This is a genomic window from Sphingomonas sp. (assembly GCF_017745215.1).
GTDB lineage: Bacteria > Pseudomonadota > Alphaproteobacteria > Sphingomonadales > Sphingomonadaceae > Sphingomonas.
Genome location: NZ_JAGHZV010000013.1, coordinates 1 through 14,553 on the forward strand (window position 1 = coordinate 1; position 14,553 = coordinate 14,553).

Annotated in this window: 18 protein-coding genes; 7 read left to right on the forward strand and 11 right to left on the reverse strand. The window is 70.1% G+C overall.

The annotated features are described in order from the left end of the window. Positions 1–139: 139 nt before the first annotated feature. The 11 genes from flgL to flgB are packed head-to-tail and all read right to left on the reverse strand — an operon-like array spanning position 140 to position 8,853. On the reverse strand, positions 140–1,015 hold the full coding sequence (gene flgL, locus J7495_RS13450) for a flagellar hook-associated protein FlgL (RefSeq protein ID WP_294057099.1): 876 nt from the start codon (positions 1,013–1,015) through the stop codon (positions 140–142). Between the two features lie 8 nt (positions 1,016–1,023). After that, positions 1,024–2,361, reverse strand: a complete 1,338-nt coding sequence (gene flgK / locus J7495_RS13455; RefSeq protein WP_294057100.1) for a flagellar hook-associated protein FlgK — start codon at positions 2,359–2,361, stop codon at positions 1,024–1,026. After that, entirely contained in the window at positions 2,358–2,675 is a 318-nt protein-coding gene (locus J7495_RS13460) for a rod-binding protein (protein ID WP_294057102.1), read from the reverse strand. Before J7495_RS13460 ends, flgK begins: the two co-directional genes overlap by 4 nt. Then, a complete protein-coding gene (locus tag J7495_RS13465; protein WP_294057103.1) occupies positions 2,672–3,766 on the reverse strand; it encodes a flagellar basal body P-ring protein FlgI in 1,095 nt (364 codons plus the stop codon). The genes J7495_RS13460 and J7495_RS13465 overlap by 4 nt, the downstream gene beginning before the upstream one ends. Before the next feature lie 14 nt (positions 3,767–3,780). Further along, positions 3,781–4,506 (reverse strand): flagellar basal body L-ring protein FlgH, encoded by a 726-nt coding sequence (locus J7495_RS13470; RefSeq protein WP_294057105.1) that lies wholly within the window; start codon positions 4,504–4,506, stop codon positions 3,781–3,783. Then, a complete protein-coding gene (gene flgG / locus J7495_RS13475; RefSeq protein ID WP_294057106.1) occupies positions 4,487–5,275 on the reverse strand; it encodes a flagellar basal-body rod protein FlgG in 789 nt (262 codons plus the stop codon). The genes J7495_RS13470 and flgG overlap by 20 nt, the downstream gene beginning before the upstream one ends. Positions 5,276–5,286: 11 nt before the next feature. Beyond that, the gene (gene flgF, locus J7495_RS13480; protein WP_294057107.1) at positions 5,287–6,030 is read right to left on the reverse strand and encodes a flagellar basal-body rod protein FlgF; all 744 of its coding nucleotides are present in this window, start codon (positions 6,028–6,030) and stop codon (positions 5,287–5,289) included. Positions 6,031–6,053: 23 nt separating this feature from the next. After that, positions 6,054–7,358: a flagellar hook protein FlgE gene (locus J7495_RS13485; protein WP_294057109.1), complete on the reverse strand. Its 1,305-nt coding sequence runs from the start codon at positions 7,356–7,358 to the stop codon at positions 6,054–6,056. Positions 7,359–7,379: 21 nt separating this feature from the next. Continuing rightward, complete coding sequence (locus J7495_RS13490; protein ID WP_294057111.1) at positions 7,380–8,084, reverse strand: flagellar hook assembly protein FlgD; 705 nt, start codon at positions 8,082–8,084, stop codon at positions 7,380–7,382. Between the two features lie 2 nt (positions 8,085–8,086). Further along, positions 8,087–8,497 (reverse strand): flagellar basal body rod protein FlgC, encoded by a 411-nt coding sequence (gene flgC / locus J7495_RS13495; protein WP_294057113.1) that lies wholly within the window; start codon positions 8,495–8,497, stop codon positions 8,087–8,089. 2 nt (positions 8,498–8,499) lie between these two features. After that, complete coding sequence (gene flgB, locus J7495_RS13500; protein ID WP_294057114.1) at positions 8,500–8,853, reverse strand: flagellar basal body rod protein FlgB; 354 nt, start codon at positions 8,851–8,853, stop codon at positions 8,500–8,502. Between the two features lie 283 nt (positions 8,854–9,136). Between flgB and J7495_RS13505 the strand changes: the two genes are divergently transcribed. The 7 genes from J7495_RS13505 to flhA all read left to right on the forward strand — a co-directional run bounded on the left by J7495_RS13505 (position 9,137) and on the right by flhA (position 14,525). Then, positions 9,137–9,802, forward strand: coding sequence for a MotA/TolQ/ExbB proton channel family protein (locus J7495_RS13505; RefSeq protein WP_294057115.1), 666 nt, complete (start codon positions 9,137–9,139; stop codon positions 9,800–9,802). Then, complete coding sequence (locus J7495_RS13510) at positions 9,799–10,311, forward strand: flagellar motor protein MotB (protein ID WP_294057117.1); 513 nt, start codon at positions 9,799–9,801, stop codon at positions 10,309–10,311. The genes J7495_RS13505 and J7495_RS13510 overlap by 4 nt, the downstream gene beginning before the upstream one ends. Before the next feature lie 14 nt (positions 10,312–10,325). Further along, complete coding sequence (locus tag J7495_RS13515; protein WP_294057119.1) at positions 10,326–10,850, forward strand: flagella basal body P-ring formation protein FlgA; 525 nt, start codon at positions 10,326–10,328, stop codon at positions 10,848–10,850. 72 nt (positions 10,851–10,922) lie between these two features. Continuing rightward, a complete protein-coding gene (flgM, locus tag J7495_RS13520; RefSeq protein ID WP_294057120.1) occupies positions 10,923–11,222 on the forward strand; it encodes a flagellar biosynthesis anti-sigma factor FlgM in 300 nt (99 codons plus the stop codon). Further along, the gene (locus tag J7495_RS13525; RefSeq protein WP_294057121.1) at positions 11,209–11,517 is read left to right on the forward strand and encodes a flagellar protein FlgN; all 309 of its coding nucleotides are present in this window, start codon (positions 11,209–11,211) and stop codon (positions 11,515–11,517) included. Before flgM ends, J7495_RS13525 begins: the two co-directional genes overlap by 14 nt. Positions 11,518–11,582: 65 nt before the next feature. Beyond that, positions 11,583–12,443: a lytic transglycosylase domain-containing protein gene (locus J7495_RS13530; protein WP_294057122.1), complete on the forward strand. Its 861-nt coding sequence runs from the start codon at positions 11,583–11,585 to the stop codon at positions 12,441–12,443. Between the two features lie 3 nt (positions 12,444–12,446). Beyond that, a complete protein-coding gene (gene flhA / locus J7495_RS13535; protein WP_294057123.1) occupies positions 12,447–14,525 on the forward strand; it encodes a flagellar biosynthesis protein FlhA in 2,079 nt (692 codons plus the stop codon). Positions 14,526–14,553: the final 28 nt, after the last annotated feature.

Consider the following 14,553-nt stretch of genomic DNA (forward strand, 5'->3'; position numbering starts at 1 on the left):
AACCCCCAATACCCCGCCACCGCACCAACCAGGCCGCGTTCAAACGCGTCTCATCCCCTGACCAAACCTCAAATCCTCACACACCAACCCGTTTCGCAGAGACCTCGCGAAAGCCGGGATGACGATGGTGCGGCGGGCGCTACTGAAGATAATCGAACAGCGAGAGGTTCGCGAGCTTGGTGAAGCTCGACTGGGTCGCCTGGAGGATGGTGAGCGTCTTCTGCAGCTCGGTGATCGCCGAGGCGGTGTCGACCGAATCGATCCCCTGGCGCGTCGTGTCGCGGGTGGCCGCGGCGTCGGTGAGCCGGTCGGACTCGAGGTCGACGCGGATCGCGCGTGCGCCCACCGAAGCGCGCGCGGTGTCGACGCCGGCGGAGATCGACTTGATCGCATCGCTCGTCTCCGCGGGCGCCGGATTGCCCGCCATCAGCGCATCGCGAAGCGATTGCAGCGCCCCGAACATCGCGCCGAACGCCTTGTCGCCGGTCATGCCGGTGCTCACGGCGCTGCCATCGGCGATCGGTACCGCCGCGGGCTCGCCAGTGCCGGCGTAGCCGACGCTGCCGTCCGCCGCCTGGGCATAGGGCGCGGACCCGTCGGCGCCGCCGAAGACATATTGGCCGCGTACGTCCCTGGTGTTCGCCAGGTTGAGCAGATCGCCGAGGATCTCGGAGAGCTCCGTGCCGAGCGCCTTGAGGTTGTCAGGGCTCATCGTGCCGTTGCCGGCGTTGACCGCGATCTCCTGCGCGCGCTGCAAGTCGCTCTGCACCGATCCGAGCGTCGAATCGGTCTGGGCGAGCAGGCCCTGGGCGAGCTTGACGTTCGCCGAATACGCCGTGTCGTTGGCATCGGCCTGGTCGAGCCGGACGAGCCGCTGCCAGCTCGGCACGTCGTCCGAAGGCGCGGTGATCCGCGTGCCGGTGGCGATCTGGCCCTGGAGCTTGTCGGACTGGGCGGTGAGGCTGGCCATCCGCGCGGTCGGCGCGTCGTACAGCTGCGAGGTGGCGATGCGCATCGCGGCTCCTATCGGATGTCGAGGATCGATTGCAGCGTCTCGCGCGCGATCTGGATCACGCGGCTCGACGCCTGATAAGCCTGCTGGAAGCGCATGAGGTCGACGGCTTCCTCGTCGATATTGACGCCGCTGGCATTGTCGCGCTGGGCGACGGCGGAGTCGCGGATCGCGGTCTGTGCGTCGCTCAGCGTCTGCCGGGCCGAGAGCGCGGCGGCGTTGCTGCTCACCGTGTCGGTCATCCGCGCTTCGAATGCGCCCGAGCTGCGCAGCGCGTCGAGCCTGGCGAGATTGGCGTTGTCGCGCACCCCGCCGCCGGGCGAGGCTGCGGCGATCCCGCGCGGATCGCCGAGGACGACCGCGATCTTGGTCGCCGGGTCACCCGCCTCGAACATCGGCGCGCCGGCGCCGGCGGTGAGGTCCTGGCCCTGCGCCTGGACTGCGTTGACGCCGCTCACGAAATCCTGCGCGATCATGCCCAGCGTCTCGCGCGCCGAAGCGATGCGCAGCGCGCCGTCGGCGATGCCCGCGAGGGCGCCGCCGCTCGGGCCGAAGGCATGCGTGCCGCTGCCGTCGTGCGTCGCGAACGAGAGCGCGCCTTCGTCGTTCAGCACATAGGTGACGCTAGCGGCGCCCTCGCCCTGCACCAGCGTGGGCCCGCCGCCCCCCGCGCTCACGGCGGCGCGGCCATAGCCGTCGAGACTCACCGAAACGTCGGCGATCATGCTGATCTGCTCGAGCAGTTGGTCGCGCTGGTCGGCGAGCGTCGCGGCGCCCGCCGATCCCGGCGTCGCGCGCGCGAGCCCGGCGTTCACCTTGGCGAGGCCGGCGGTGAGGCTGTTGAGCTGGGTCACCGCCGCGCCGGCGCTCGCATCGAGGTCCGAGGCGGTGGTGGCGAGCGCATCGCCGGTCGCGGCGAAAGCATTGGCGACCGAAGTGGCGGATTCGAGCATCGTCGCGCGTGGCGCCAGCGCGCTCGGATCGGCCGCGACGGCCTTGGCCGAGTTGAAGAAGTCGGTGATCCGGTCGCTCAGCTGGTTGCCGGTGAGCGCGTCCTGGATCCGGTCGAGCCAGGTCGCGCCTGCCTCGGTCCGCGCGAGGTCGCTGCTCGCGCTGCGCACGCCCGCGGCGCGCAGGTCGTCGGCATTGCGCACCACGCCGCTCGCGATCGAGCCCATGCCCGAAGTGGAAGTGATCTTGGCCGAGGTTGGCGCGGCGACTTCGCGGATCGTGGTGGTGCGGCGCGTATAGCCCGCGGTCCCCGCGTTCGCGATATTGTCCGAGACCGTGGTCAGCGCCGCCTGATAGGCGCGCACGCCCGAGGCGCCGATCGAGAGCATGTCGCTCATGGCGAACCCTCCGCTTCGCCGGCCCTGGCCGCCTTGGCGAGGAAGGCAGTCATCGCCTTGCCGATCCCCATCGGCGCATGCTCGGCCATCGACTGGGCGAGCTTCTGGTCCTGCATGTCGCGGAACTCGTCCTCGGCCTTGCTGTCGAACAGCCCGTCGGAGAGCTTGGCCGCGCGCATCGACTTCAGCATCATCTGCGTGAAGATCGCCTCGAACCGCTGCCCCGCAGCGTCGAGATTGGCCTGGGTGTTGAGCCGCGACGTGTCGCCGCTCGTCCCGGCGCTGCCAAGGGTCGGAGGAGCGACGCCGGTCACAGGATCACCAGATCGGCCTTGAGCGCGCCGGCCTCCTTGAGCGCCTCGAGGATCGCCACCAGATCGGCGGGCGACGCGCCGATCGCGTTCACGGCCTTGACCACATCGGCGAGCTTGGGGCCCGGCTCGAGCAGGAACATCGGGTGCTTCTCCTCCTCGACGCCGACCGCGCTCTGGTCCTCGGTGCGCGTCTCGCCCTTGCTGAAGGGCAAGGGCTGGCTGACGCGCTGCGTCTCCTCGATGCGCACGGTGAGCTTGCCGTGGGTGACCGCGGCAGCGCTGACCCGCACCGCCGAGTTGATCACGACGGTGCCGGTGCGCGCGTTGACGATCACCCGCGCGGGCGCCTCGGCGGCTTCCACTTCAAGATTCTCGATCTCGCTGATCAGCTCGGCGCGGACGTCGGCGCCCTGCGGCGCCATGACGGCAACCGACACGCCGTCGACCGCGCGCGCGCGGTTCGGCCCGAGCCGGACGTTGATCGCGTCGGCCACCCGCTGCGCGGTGGTGAAGTCCGAGCGCGAGAGATTGTAGGTGAGATAGGGCGTCGAGCCGAAGCCGGTGTCGACCGCGCGTTCGACCGTCGCGCCTTCGGGGATGCGGCCCGAGGAGGGGATGTTGACCACCACCGACGAGCCGTCCTTGCCCTCGGCGCCGAGCCCCGAGACGGCGAGGTTGCCCTGCGCCATCGCATAGATCTGCCCGTCGGCGCCGATCAGCGGGGTCAGGATCAGCGTGCCGCCGCGCAAGGACTTGGCCTTGCCCATCGACGAGACGGTGATGTCGAGCTTCTGCCCCGGCTTGGCGAAGGCGGGCAGGTCGGCGGTGACCATCACCACCGCGGCGTTCTTGAGTCCCGGGTTGACCCCGGCGGGCAGCTGGAGCCCGAAGCGCGAGGCGACGCCCTTCATCGACTGGACGGTATATTCGAGATTGTCGTCGCCCGTGCCCGGCAGGCCGACGACGACGCCATAGCCGGTGAGCTGGTTCGAGCGGATGCCCTGGAAGCTGCCCAGGTCCTTCACGCGCTGCGCCTGCGCCGGGGTGGCGGCGGCGAGGAGCGCGAGCAGGATGAGGAGGATGCGAGTCATGGCGCTTGCTCCGCTCAGAAGGGGCTGAGGATCTGGAAGAAGCGGCTGAGCCAGCCCTGGCGGCTGGCGCGGGCGACATCGCCCTTGCCGGTATAGGCGATGCGCGCGTCGGCGACTCGCGTGGAGGGCACGCGATTGTCGGTGCCGATGTCGGCGACGCGGACGATGCCCTTGATCTGGATGTACTCGTCGCCGCGGTTGAGCGTGACGCGCTTCTGCCCCTGCACCAGCATCGTGCCGTTGGGATAGACTTCGGCGACGGTCACGCTGATCTCGCCCGAGAGCGCATTGGCCTGGTCGGTGGTGCCCGCGCCGGTGAAGTTGCGCGCGCCGCTCGCCGATGCGTCGCTCTGCTTGAACAGCGAAAGCGCGCCGGTCGTGGGCGGGGTGAGCGAGAAGCCGCCGCCCGAATCGAGCTTCGACGTCGCCGACTTGGACGCGCTGGTGCGCTCGACGAGGACGATCGTCAGCGGATCGCCCACGCGGCGCGCGCGCTGCCCCTCGTAGAGCGCGGCATAGCCCTGGTCGGCCTGGAAGATCGATCCGTTGGCGGGCGCCGCCGACGCCGGAGCGCCGGCGGGAAGCGTCGCGGAGAAATCCTCCTTGGGCTTCTTGTGCCCCAAGATCTGGGCACGCGCCGGGGGCGCCGCCAGCAGCGCGAGCGCGGTGCCGACGACGATCCCGATGCCGAGCCCGGCGGGCAGCGCGAGGCTGCGCGGCTCAGAGGTTCTGGTTGACATATTTCAGCATCTCGTCGGAGGCCGAGATCATCTTGGAGTTGACCTCATAGGCGCGTTGCGTCTCGATCATGTCGACGAGCTCCTCGACGACGTTGACGTTGGAGCCTTCGAGCATCCCCTGGCGGATCGTGCCGCGGCCCACTTCGCCGGGATTGCCGACGCTCGCCGTGCCGCTCGCCGCGGTCTCGATGTAGAGATTGTCGCCCTTGGCCTGGAGCCCGGCCGAATTGGGGAAGGTCGCGACCTGGAGCTGGCCGAGCTGGCTCGCCTCGGTCTGGCCCTGGAGCGTCGCCGAGACGGTGCCGTCGCTGCCGATGGTGATCGAGGTCGCGCCTTCGGGGATCGTGATCCCGGGCATCACCTGATAGCCTTCGGAGGTGATCAGCTGCCCCTGCGGCGAGCGCGAGAAATTGCCGGCGCGGGTATAGCCCAGCGTGCCGTCGGGCATCTGGATCTGGAAATAGCCGTCGCCGTCCAGCGCCAGGTCGAGCGAATTGCCCGTGGTCTGGAAGGCGCCCTGGGTGTCGATCCGGCTGGTGCCCTGCACCTTGACGCCGGTACCGAGGTTGAGCCCGGTGGCATATTGCGTCTGCTGGGTGCTCGCCGCGCCCGGCGCCGTCACCACCTGATAGGCGAGCGTCTGGAACGACGCGCGGTCGCGCTTGAACGCCGTCGTGTTGACGTTGGCGAGGTTGTTCGAGATCACGCGCATCTTCATGTCCTGGGCGTCGAGCCCGGTGCGCGCGATGTGCATTGCGGCGGAACCCATAAGTCGTCCCCTTAAGCAGGCATCCGCATCACCGATGCGGCGCTCTCATCCATCGACTTGGCCTCCTTCAACAGGTTGGCCTGTACTTCGTAGCTGCGCTGGTTCTCGATCATGTCGACCAGCGCCTGGGTCAGGTTGACGTTCGACTGTTCGAGCGCCTTCGACTGGACCGTCGCGTCGAGATCGGCCGGCAGCGCGCCGCCGCCCTCGACGTGGAGGAGGTTGTCGAGCCCCTTGACGGTCTTCGAGCCATCGGTGCTCACCAGCTTGATCCGATCGAGCTCCTGCGGCTGGCTGGGGTCGCCGCCCGCGGGGACGAAGCTGATCGTCCCGTCGGCGGCGATGGCGATCGACTGCGCGGGCGGCACGGTGATGGGGCCCCCCGACCCCATCACCGGGAAACCGTCGCCGGTCTCCAGCACGCCCGACGGCGCGACCTGCAGGTCGCCCCGCCGCGTATAGGCTTCGCTCCCGTCCGCCGCCTGCACCGCGATCCAGGCATCGCCGTTCGACGCGATGTCGAGCGGCCGCCCGGTCTGCATGATCGCGCCGTTGCGCCGGTCGAAGTCGTCGACCTGCTCGGCGGCCATCACGCGCGAATCGAGCGGCTGGCCGGTGAGCATCATCCGGTCGAACGACACGCGATCGGCGCGATAGCCCGTGGTCGAGGCGTTCGCGATGTTGTTCGCGATCGTCGACTGCGCGGCCATCTGGCTCTTGAGCCCCGAGAGCGCGGTGTAGACGAGCCGGTCCATGGCTTAGCTCCCCCTCGCCCCGGTCAGCTGCGGATGTTGAAAATCGTCTGCGAGATCTGGCTCGCGGTATCGAGCGCCTTGGCATTCGCCTGGAAGTTGCGCTGCGCCGCGATCAGGTTGACCAGCTCCTCGGTGATGTCGACGTTCGAGCGCTCGATCGCGCCGGTCATCAGCGAGCCGAAGCCGTTGGCGCCGGGCTCGCCGAGCCGCGGGTCGCCCGAGAGGCCCGAGGCCGCCCAGGTCGAGTTGCCGAGCTGGCGAAGCCCGCCCGTGTTGTCGAAGTTCGCGAGCACCACCTTGCCCAGCGCCTGGGTGTCGCCGTTCGAGAAGCTGGCGGTAACGGTGCCGTCCTCGCCGATGGTCACGCCTTCGAACTGGCCGACCGCCGAGCCGTCCTGCCGGGCCGAGTTGACGCTGAACGGCGAGGCGACCTGCGTCGTCTGGCCGTCGAAACCGAGGCTGATCACCTGCTCCGACGTCGCGCCCGGCGACAGGAAGCCCTGGAAGGTCGTCGCGCCGGTGGGCGAGGAAAGCTTGCCGGTCGCATCGAAGGTCAGTTCGAGCGGCTGGGGGTTGTCCGGATCGGTGCCGGCGCTCAGCTGCTGGTCGCCGACGAAGGAATAGACCGTCCACTTGCTCGTCGGATCGCTCGAGCTCGGCGCGCTGGTGCGCACATAATAGTTGGTGAGCGTCTGCGCATTGCCGTTGGCGTCGTAGATCGTCGTCTGGGTCGACTGGTTGTAGGTGCTCGGATTGAACCGGTCGAACGCGTAGCCGCCGGAAAACTGGTCGGCCTCGGCGGGGATCGACGAATTGGAGTTGAGGTTCAGCGACAGGTCGACGGTCTCGGTCGCCTGCGCCGTGCCGCTGGTCTGCGGCAGGCGGAGACTCACGGTCGAGCCGATGCCGGTCGCGACCACCGCGCCCGAGCCGTCGACCGGATAGACCTGGAGCTTGTTGCCCTGCGCATCGACGACATAGCGGTCGGCGTTCACCAGGAAGCTGCCGTTGCGCGTGTAGGCGACGCCGTTGCCGGTCTTCTCGTCGCCCTTGACGATGAAGAAGCCGTCGCCGGTGATCGCGACGTCGAGCGCCGAGGACGATTGCGTGAAGCCGCCCTGGCTGAACTGCTGGCGCACCGATTTCACCACCGTGCCCGAGCCCACCATCTTCGACGGGTCCGAATTGGCCGAGGAAGCGATGACGTCGGCGAACTGGGTGGTGCTCTTCTTGAAGCCGTTGGTCGAGACGTTCGCGAGGTTGTGCGAGATCGTCGACATGTCGGTCTGCGCCGCCTGGAGGCCGCTGAGCGAAGTGAAGAAGGACATGGGTGTTGCTCCTTGAGGACGTCAGCCGACTTGCCAGACGGCGGAAGCGGAAACCTGGCCGATGCCGGGCAGCGTGAGCAGCGGCTGGCCGTCGGACCCCATCGAGACGGTGGAGACCGGCGCCCAGACGAGCGGCCTGGCCGAGACGCTGCCGCCTTCGGCGTTGCGGGCCTGGACCTTGACCGTGAACGGCCCCTCGCCGGCTGCCGCGCCGCTGTCGGTCGTGCCGTCCCAGTCGAACGCGACTGCGCCTTGTGCTTGCGCGCCGAGGTCGAGCGTCTTGAGCGTCTCGCCGCTCTTGTTCTGGAGGGTGACGGTCACGTCGGTCGCGTCGCCATCGAGGCTCACCGCGCCGGCGAGCCCGCCGCCAGTGCGCGGATAGGCAGTCGAGCCCTCGACCAGCACCGTCTTGCCGACATAGCCGAGCGCATCGTTCATCGACGAGCTGCCGAGCTTGTCCGAGATCGCCTTCAGCGTGGTGTTCATCTCGCTGATCCCGGCCAGCGACGAGAATTGCGCCATCTGCGCGACCATCTGGGTGTTGTCGACGGGCTCGAACGGGTCCTGGTTCTTCAGCTGCGCGGTCATCAGCTGCAGGAAGTCGTTCTGATCCATCTGGGTGCTGCCCAGGTTGGACGTATCGGTGGTGCTCGTCCCGGTGCTCGTGGTCGCGCCGTAGCGGTTGATCCCGAGGCTGGAGAGCGTGGAGTCGAAGCTGCTGGCCATCGTCACCGTCCAAGCTTGAGGGTGTCGAGGATCAGCGACTTGGCGGTCTGCATCACTTCGACATTGTTCTGGTAGCTGCGCGCGGTCTCGAGCATGTCGACCAGCTCGCGCGTCTCATCGACGGCGGATTCCCAGACGTTGCCGTCCTTGTCGGCCATCGGGTTGCCGGGGTCGTAGCGCTTGGTCGGGTCGGCGCCCGCGGTGACGACGCGCTCGACGTCGACCGTCGCCATCCCGCTCTGCTCGTCGAACTTCGTGCGGAACACCGGCTTGATCGTGCGGTAGGCCGTCTCGGCGCTCGAGGCGACCGTGCCGGCATTGGCGAGGTTCGAGGCGGTGGTGTTCATCCGCACGAGCTGCGCGCTCATCGCGCGGCCCGAGACCTGGAAGATCGAGAGGGGTTTGTCGCCCATGCCTATTCTCCCTTCAGCGCGCGCGTGATCTGGCTGATCCGGCCGTTCAGGAACGAGAGCGTCGTCTGATAGGCGACGGCATTCTCGGCGAAGGCGGTCTGTTCGGTCGAGAGGTCGACGGTGTTGCCGTCCTGGCTCGGCTGGAGCGGCACGCGGTAGAGCGTCGCATCGTCGATCGCGCGGTCGACCGAGCCGCCCGGCGCCTCGGCGCCCGCGAGCGCCCTGGCGAAGTCGATATCCCTGGCCTTGTAGCCGGGGGTCGAGGCGTTCGCGATGTTCGACGCGAGCACGCCCATGCGCTGCGAGCGCACGGCCAGCGCCGCGCCATGCACGCCGAAGAGGCTGTCGTCTCCCATCTGCACGTCTCCCGCACAAAGTTCGGGCGTGTTCTCTGCAATGGGTGTGCCAATTGCGGTTTGGTGGAGTGAGGGGCCGGGAGAGGCGGCGGGAGCGGCAAGATGTTGCCGGTCGAGCGGCAAGCGGTTGCCGGTGCCGCCAACACCCACGGCCGTCATCCCGGCGAAAGCCGGGACCCAGCGCCGCGAGCGACGCCCTCCGCAACCCTGGGTCCCGGCTTTCGCCGGGATGACGACTTGAAGGCGGGACGTCGTTTGGCCCGCCTCTTGCACCCACGCAGGCATGGACCTGACGGGCTTCCCCGGGCTCGCGCCCTTCCTCGATCCGGCCGCGCTGGCGATCGTCGGCGGCGGGACGGCGCTTACCGTGATCCTGCGCACGCCGCTCGCCGATCTCGGCCGCGGCCTCGCCGCGATCGCCGTGCTGCCGCGCCGCCGCTTCGACGCCGGCCCGCTGCTCGCCCAGGTCGCCTCGCTCCACCGCATCGCGCGCCGCCACGGCGTCGTCGCGCTCGATCGCAGCGTGATCGCCGATCCCGACCTCGCCGCCGCAGTCACTGCGATCGTCGACGGCGCCGGGCCCGAGGACGTGACCGCGCTCCTCGCCGAACGCCGCCAGGCGCGCTCCGAGCGTCATCGCGGCGCCTTCGAGCTCTGGACCGGAGCCGCCGAAGCGGCGCCGGCGCTCGGCATGGTCGGCACGCTGATCGGGCTGGTGCTGATGTTCACCCGGATGCGCGACCCCGCCGCGATCGGCGCGGCGATGGCGGTCGCGCTGCTCGCCACGCTCTACGGCGCGCTGCTCGCCAACCTGATCGCGCTGCCGATCGCCGTGCGGCTCAAGCGCCGCGCGCGCCAGGAACTGCACGAGCGTGCGCGGCTCGAGGCGCCGCTCGCCGCGCTCGCCGCACTCGCGCCGCAACGCGACCTCAAGGACTATGCGGCATGAGCTGGGACGAGGAAGCGCAGCCGCGCCGCCCCTGGCTGGTCACGCTCGCCGACCTGTCGCTGCTGCTCGTCGGCTTCTTCGTGCTGCTCCAGTCGGTCCAGCGCACCGATCCGCAGGCGCTCGCCGCGGGCATCCGCGCGGGGTTCGGGGTGCGCGACGCCGAATCGAAGCGCCCGGCACCGGCCGCGATGCCGGTCGACCTCGCTACGGTATCCGACTTCGCCGCCGGCTCGGCGCTGCCGCCGGATACCAGCGCCGCGATCGCCTGGGCCCGGCTCGCCGCACGCGACCCGCGCACGCGCCTGCGGATCACCGGCGAGAGCGACGGCACGCCTGCCGACGTCGACCTCGCCACCGGCAGCGCCGCGATCCTCGCCGCCGATCGCGCGCGCACCGTCGCCGCCTTGCTGGTCCGCGCGGGCGCCGTGCCCGCCGACCGCATCGCCATCGCCACGAGCACTGGCCGCCGCCGCGTGCTGCTCACCCTCGGTTACGAGGGTCCGAAATGACCAGGGAGACACCCATGTTCCTGTTCCTCGCGCTCACTGCCGCCGCGCCCGTGGGCGATTTCCAGTCGACCCCCGCGCTCGATGCGATCGTCGCCCAGTTCACCGGCCAGGATATCGGCCAGACCGGCGGCGCACGCGCGCCCGTCGACGCACGGCTCAAGCTCGCCGCCTGCGCCGCGCCGCAGCTCGACTGGCGCAGCGACCAGCACGACGCGGTGGTGGTGCGCTGCATGGCGCCGCAGTGGCGGATCTTCGTCCCCGTGGTGATGGCCGCGCCGGCGCCGAGACCAGCCGCCCAGGCGCCCGTCGCGGCAGCCGCGGCTCCCGCGCCAGCCAAGGCCGAGCCGGTGATCCGCCGCGGCGACGCGGTGACGGTCGAGGCGGGCTCGGGCGGCTTCTCGGTCACGCGCGACGGCGTCGCGATGAGCGATGCCGCGCCGGGCGCGCGACTGATGGTCAAGGTCGACGACAGGAAGCCGCCGATCCAGGCGGTAGCGCTCGAGCCGGGCCGCGCGAAGCTCCCCGGCTGGGAGCCGTGAAACTTTTCGCTTAAACTCTGCGCGGGGCGGCCGTTCTACCGACCGTCAGGATAGAGCGAGGACTGGCAGATCATGGTGGACCCTATCGGCATCAAGGCAGGAACGGCCATCGACCGCCGCCCGGCGCCGGCCGTGTCTGCCGAGCCCGCCGCCCCGGTGCGCAGCGTGGCACCGGCCGCGGATCCGGCGACCCCGCAGGTCGCCGCCGCGCAGGCGCAGGCGGAGATGGCGGCCTCGCCGCCGGTGGATGCCGAGCGCGTCTCGCGCATCCGCAAGGCGGTGCAGGACGGGCGCTTCCCGCTCGTCCCCTCGACCGTCGCCGACCGCCTGCTCGCGCTCAAGCTCGAATGGAGCCCCAATGACAAGGCGTGATGCGCTCGTCGGCGTGATCGAGGCGCTCCACGCCGAGATCGCAGCCCTGAAGGCCAACGACGTGCGCGCGCTCGAGGCCGCGACCGGCGTCAAGCTCGCCGCGATCCAGGCCGCGGCCGCGCACGACCATGAGCCGGTGACGCCCGAAGTTCGCGCGCTCGCCGCCGAGGCGCAACGGCTGAACGAGACCTGCCGGATCTACGTCAACCTGATGGCGGCAACTATCCGCCGCCGCCTGCAGGATCTTGCCGGTCTCGCCGGCGCGCCCTACCGCCCCGCAGGCGCCGCCGCCTGAAACCGCCGGACTGGCACGCTCCTTGCTGATCCTGCCCGCACGAACGGGCAGACGGATCGGAGGCGATGGGCGTCACATCGGTCAATCAAACCGCCAGCATCCAGTCGGCGATTGCATTCGCAAGCCGCCGGACGGGTGTCGACTTCAACTATCTGCTCGGCCAGGCGCAGGTCGAGAGCGGGTTGCGCTCGGACGCCGCCGCGCCGACCTCGAGCGCGCGCGGGCTCTACCAGTTCATCGACCAGAGCTGGCTCGGCGTGATCAAGGCGCATGGCGCCGACTATGGCCTGGGCTGGGCGGCCGGGAGCATCAGGCAGACCCCGAGCGGCCGCTATGTCGTGAGCGATCCCGCGGTCCGCCGCCAGATCCTCGGGCTGCGCAGCGACCCGAACGTCTCTGCGCTGATGGCCGCCGAACATGCCTCGGACAACAAGGACGCGCTCGAAGCGAGCCTGGGCCGCGCGACGAGCGGTACCGACCTCTACATGGCCCACTTCCTCGGCCTGGGCGGCGCGCGCAGGTTCCTGACCGCGATGGACCGCAACCCCGGCGCCAGCGCCGCGAGCCTCTTCCCGGCGGCGGCGAACGCCAACCGCAGCGTCTTCTATGCCGAGGGCGGCCAGCCGCGCAGCCTCCAGCAGGTCTATGACCGGCTGGGCGGCAAGCTCGACGCCGGCGCCGCCGCGGCGGGCGGCACCGGCTCGGCGACCGGCACGCCCGCGTCCGACGCGCCCGACTGGAATGCGATGCTGGGCGAAGGCGGCGAAGTCGTGCTCGGCAGTGGCGCGAGCGCCGACGGCGACGCCACCTGGCTGCACACCACGCTCGCCAATCTCAACACGCTCAGGGAGTCCGTCAATCCGATGCGTCCCACGCCCGAAACCGCCCGGCTCGCCTATCTGATGCTCGCGAGCCTGGGGGCCTGAGCCATGACCCCGCTCGCCCTGCCGCGCGGCCTCGCGCCGACGATGCGCAGCTTCGCGCTGCCGCTCGCGATCCTGATGCTCGTCGCGCTGATGGTGGTGCCGATCCCGGCCTTCCTGCTCGACGCCTTCTTCATCATGAACATCGCGATCAGCCTCGCGGTGCTGATGGTCGCCTTGAACGCGCAGAAGCCGCTCGACTTCTCGGCCTTCCCGACCGTGCTCCTCTTCGCGACGCTGTTCCGCCTCGGCCTCAACGTCGCCTCGACGCGCGTCGTGCTTGTCCACGGCCATGAGGGCGAGAGTGCCGCGGGGCAGGTGATCGAAGCGTTCGGCACCTTCCTCATCGGCGGCGACTATGTCGTCGGCATCTTCGTCTTCGCGATCCTGGTGATCATCAACCTGATCGTGGTGACCAAGGGCGCCGGCCGCGTCTCCGAAGTCTCGGCGCGCTTCACGCTCGATGCCTTGCCCGGCAAGCAGATGGCGATCGACGCCGATCTCAACGCCGGGCTGATCACCCCCGACGAGGCCCGAGCACGCCGCGCCGAAGTCTCGACCGAAGCCGATTTCTACGGCGCGATGGACGGCTCGTCCAAGTTCGTGAAGGGCGATGCAGTCGCCGCGCTGCTGATCCTCGCGGTCAATGTGGTCGGCGGGCTGATCCTCGGCCCGACCGCGCACGGCCTGTCGATCGGCGACGCCGCGCACAATTACGTCCTGCTCGCGATCGGCGACGCACTGGTCGCGCAGCTGCCCGCGCTGATGCTCTCGATCGCCGCCGCCGCGATCGTCACGCGCGTCAACTCGGCGCACGACCTCGCCGGCCAGATCGGCAGCCAGTTCGGCAGCCACAAGACCTGGACGCCGGTGGCGGGCATCCTCGCCATCCTCGGGGTGATCCCGGGCATGCCGCATTTCGTCGTGCTCCCCGCCGCCGCGGTCGCCGGTGCGATCGCCTGGCACCTCCGGACGCAATCGATGCGCCCGCCGCCCGCCGCACCCGCGCCCGAGCCGGCGGACCTCTCGAAGATCGGCTGGGAGGAAGTCACCGACAACATGCTGGTGATGCTCGACATTGGATACGGCCTCGTCCCGCTCGTCGACGAGCGCCGCGGCGGGCCGCTGATGGCCCGCATCACCGGCGTGCGCCGCCAGCTTTCCAAGGAGCTCGGCTTCGTCGTCCCCCAGGTGCGCGTGCGCGACGACATCAACCTGCCGCCCTTCACCTATCGCATCCTGATCGGCGGCGTCGTGGTGGGCGAGGACCAGGTCTCGCCCGACGAGATGCTCGCGCTCGATACCGGCCAGGCCGCAGGCAGGCTCGCCGGCAAGCCGGTCAAGGACCCGACCTTCGGGCTCGACGCGATCTGGGTCGCCAACGCCGACGCCGACGCCGCGACCGGCGCGGGCTATCTCGTCGTCGATCCCGCGACGGTGGTCGCGACGCACCTCAACCAGTGCCTGATCCAGAACGCCGCCGACCTGCTCGGACCCGACGAGGTCCAGGCGCTGCTCGATGGGCTCAAGGAGCGTTCGGCCCAGCTCGTCGCCGCGCTCTGCCCGCAGCCGGTGCCGCTCACCACGCTCACCCAGGTGCTGCGCGGGCTGCTGGCGGAGACTATCCCGCTCAGGGAGTTCCGCCGCATCGCCGCCGCGATCGCAGTCACCGCGCAGAAGACGCTCGACGCCGAGGAACTGCTCGAGCTGATCCGGCCCGAGCTGGGGCCGCTGATCATCCAGCGGCTGTGCGGGGTGCGCGAGCCGCTGCGGGTGATGACACTCGAGGGTCAGCTCGAGGCGCTGCTCGGCCAGGCGGTCCGCTCGGACCCGGCGCGGCGCCACACGATCGAGCCCGAGCTCGGCCGCCGCATCGCCGATGCGCTCCAGCGCGCCGCCCAGCCGCTCGTCGCCGAGGCCAGGCCTTTCGCGCTCGTCGTCCAGCCGTCGATCCGCATCGCGATCCGCAAGCTGGTCCGCACCGTCCTGCCCGACACGCCGGTGATGAGCTTCTTCGAAGTCCCCGAGGACAAGGCGGTCGAAGTCGTCGCCGTGATCGGCGCGCCGGAGGCGCTGCCCGCATGAACGCACCCCAGTTGAGGAAGCCGACCGC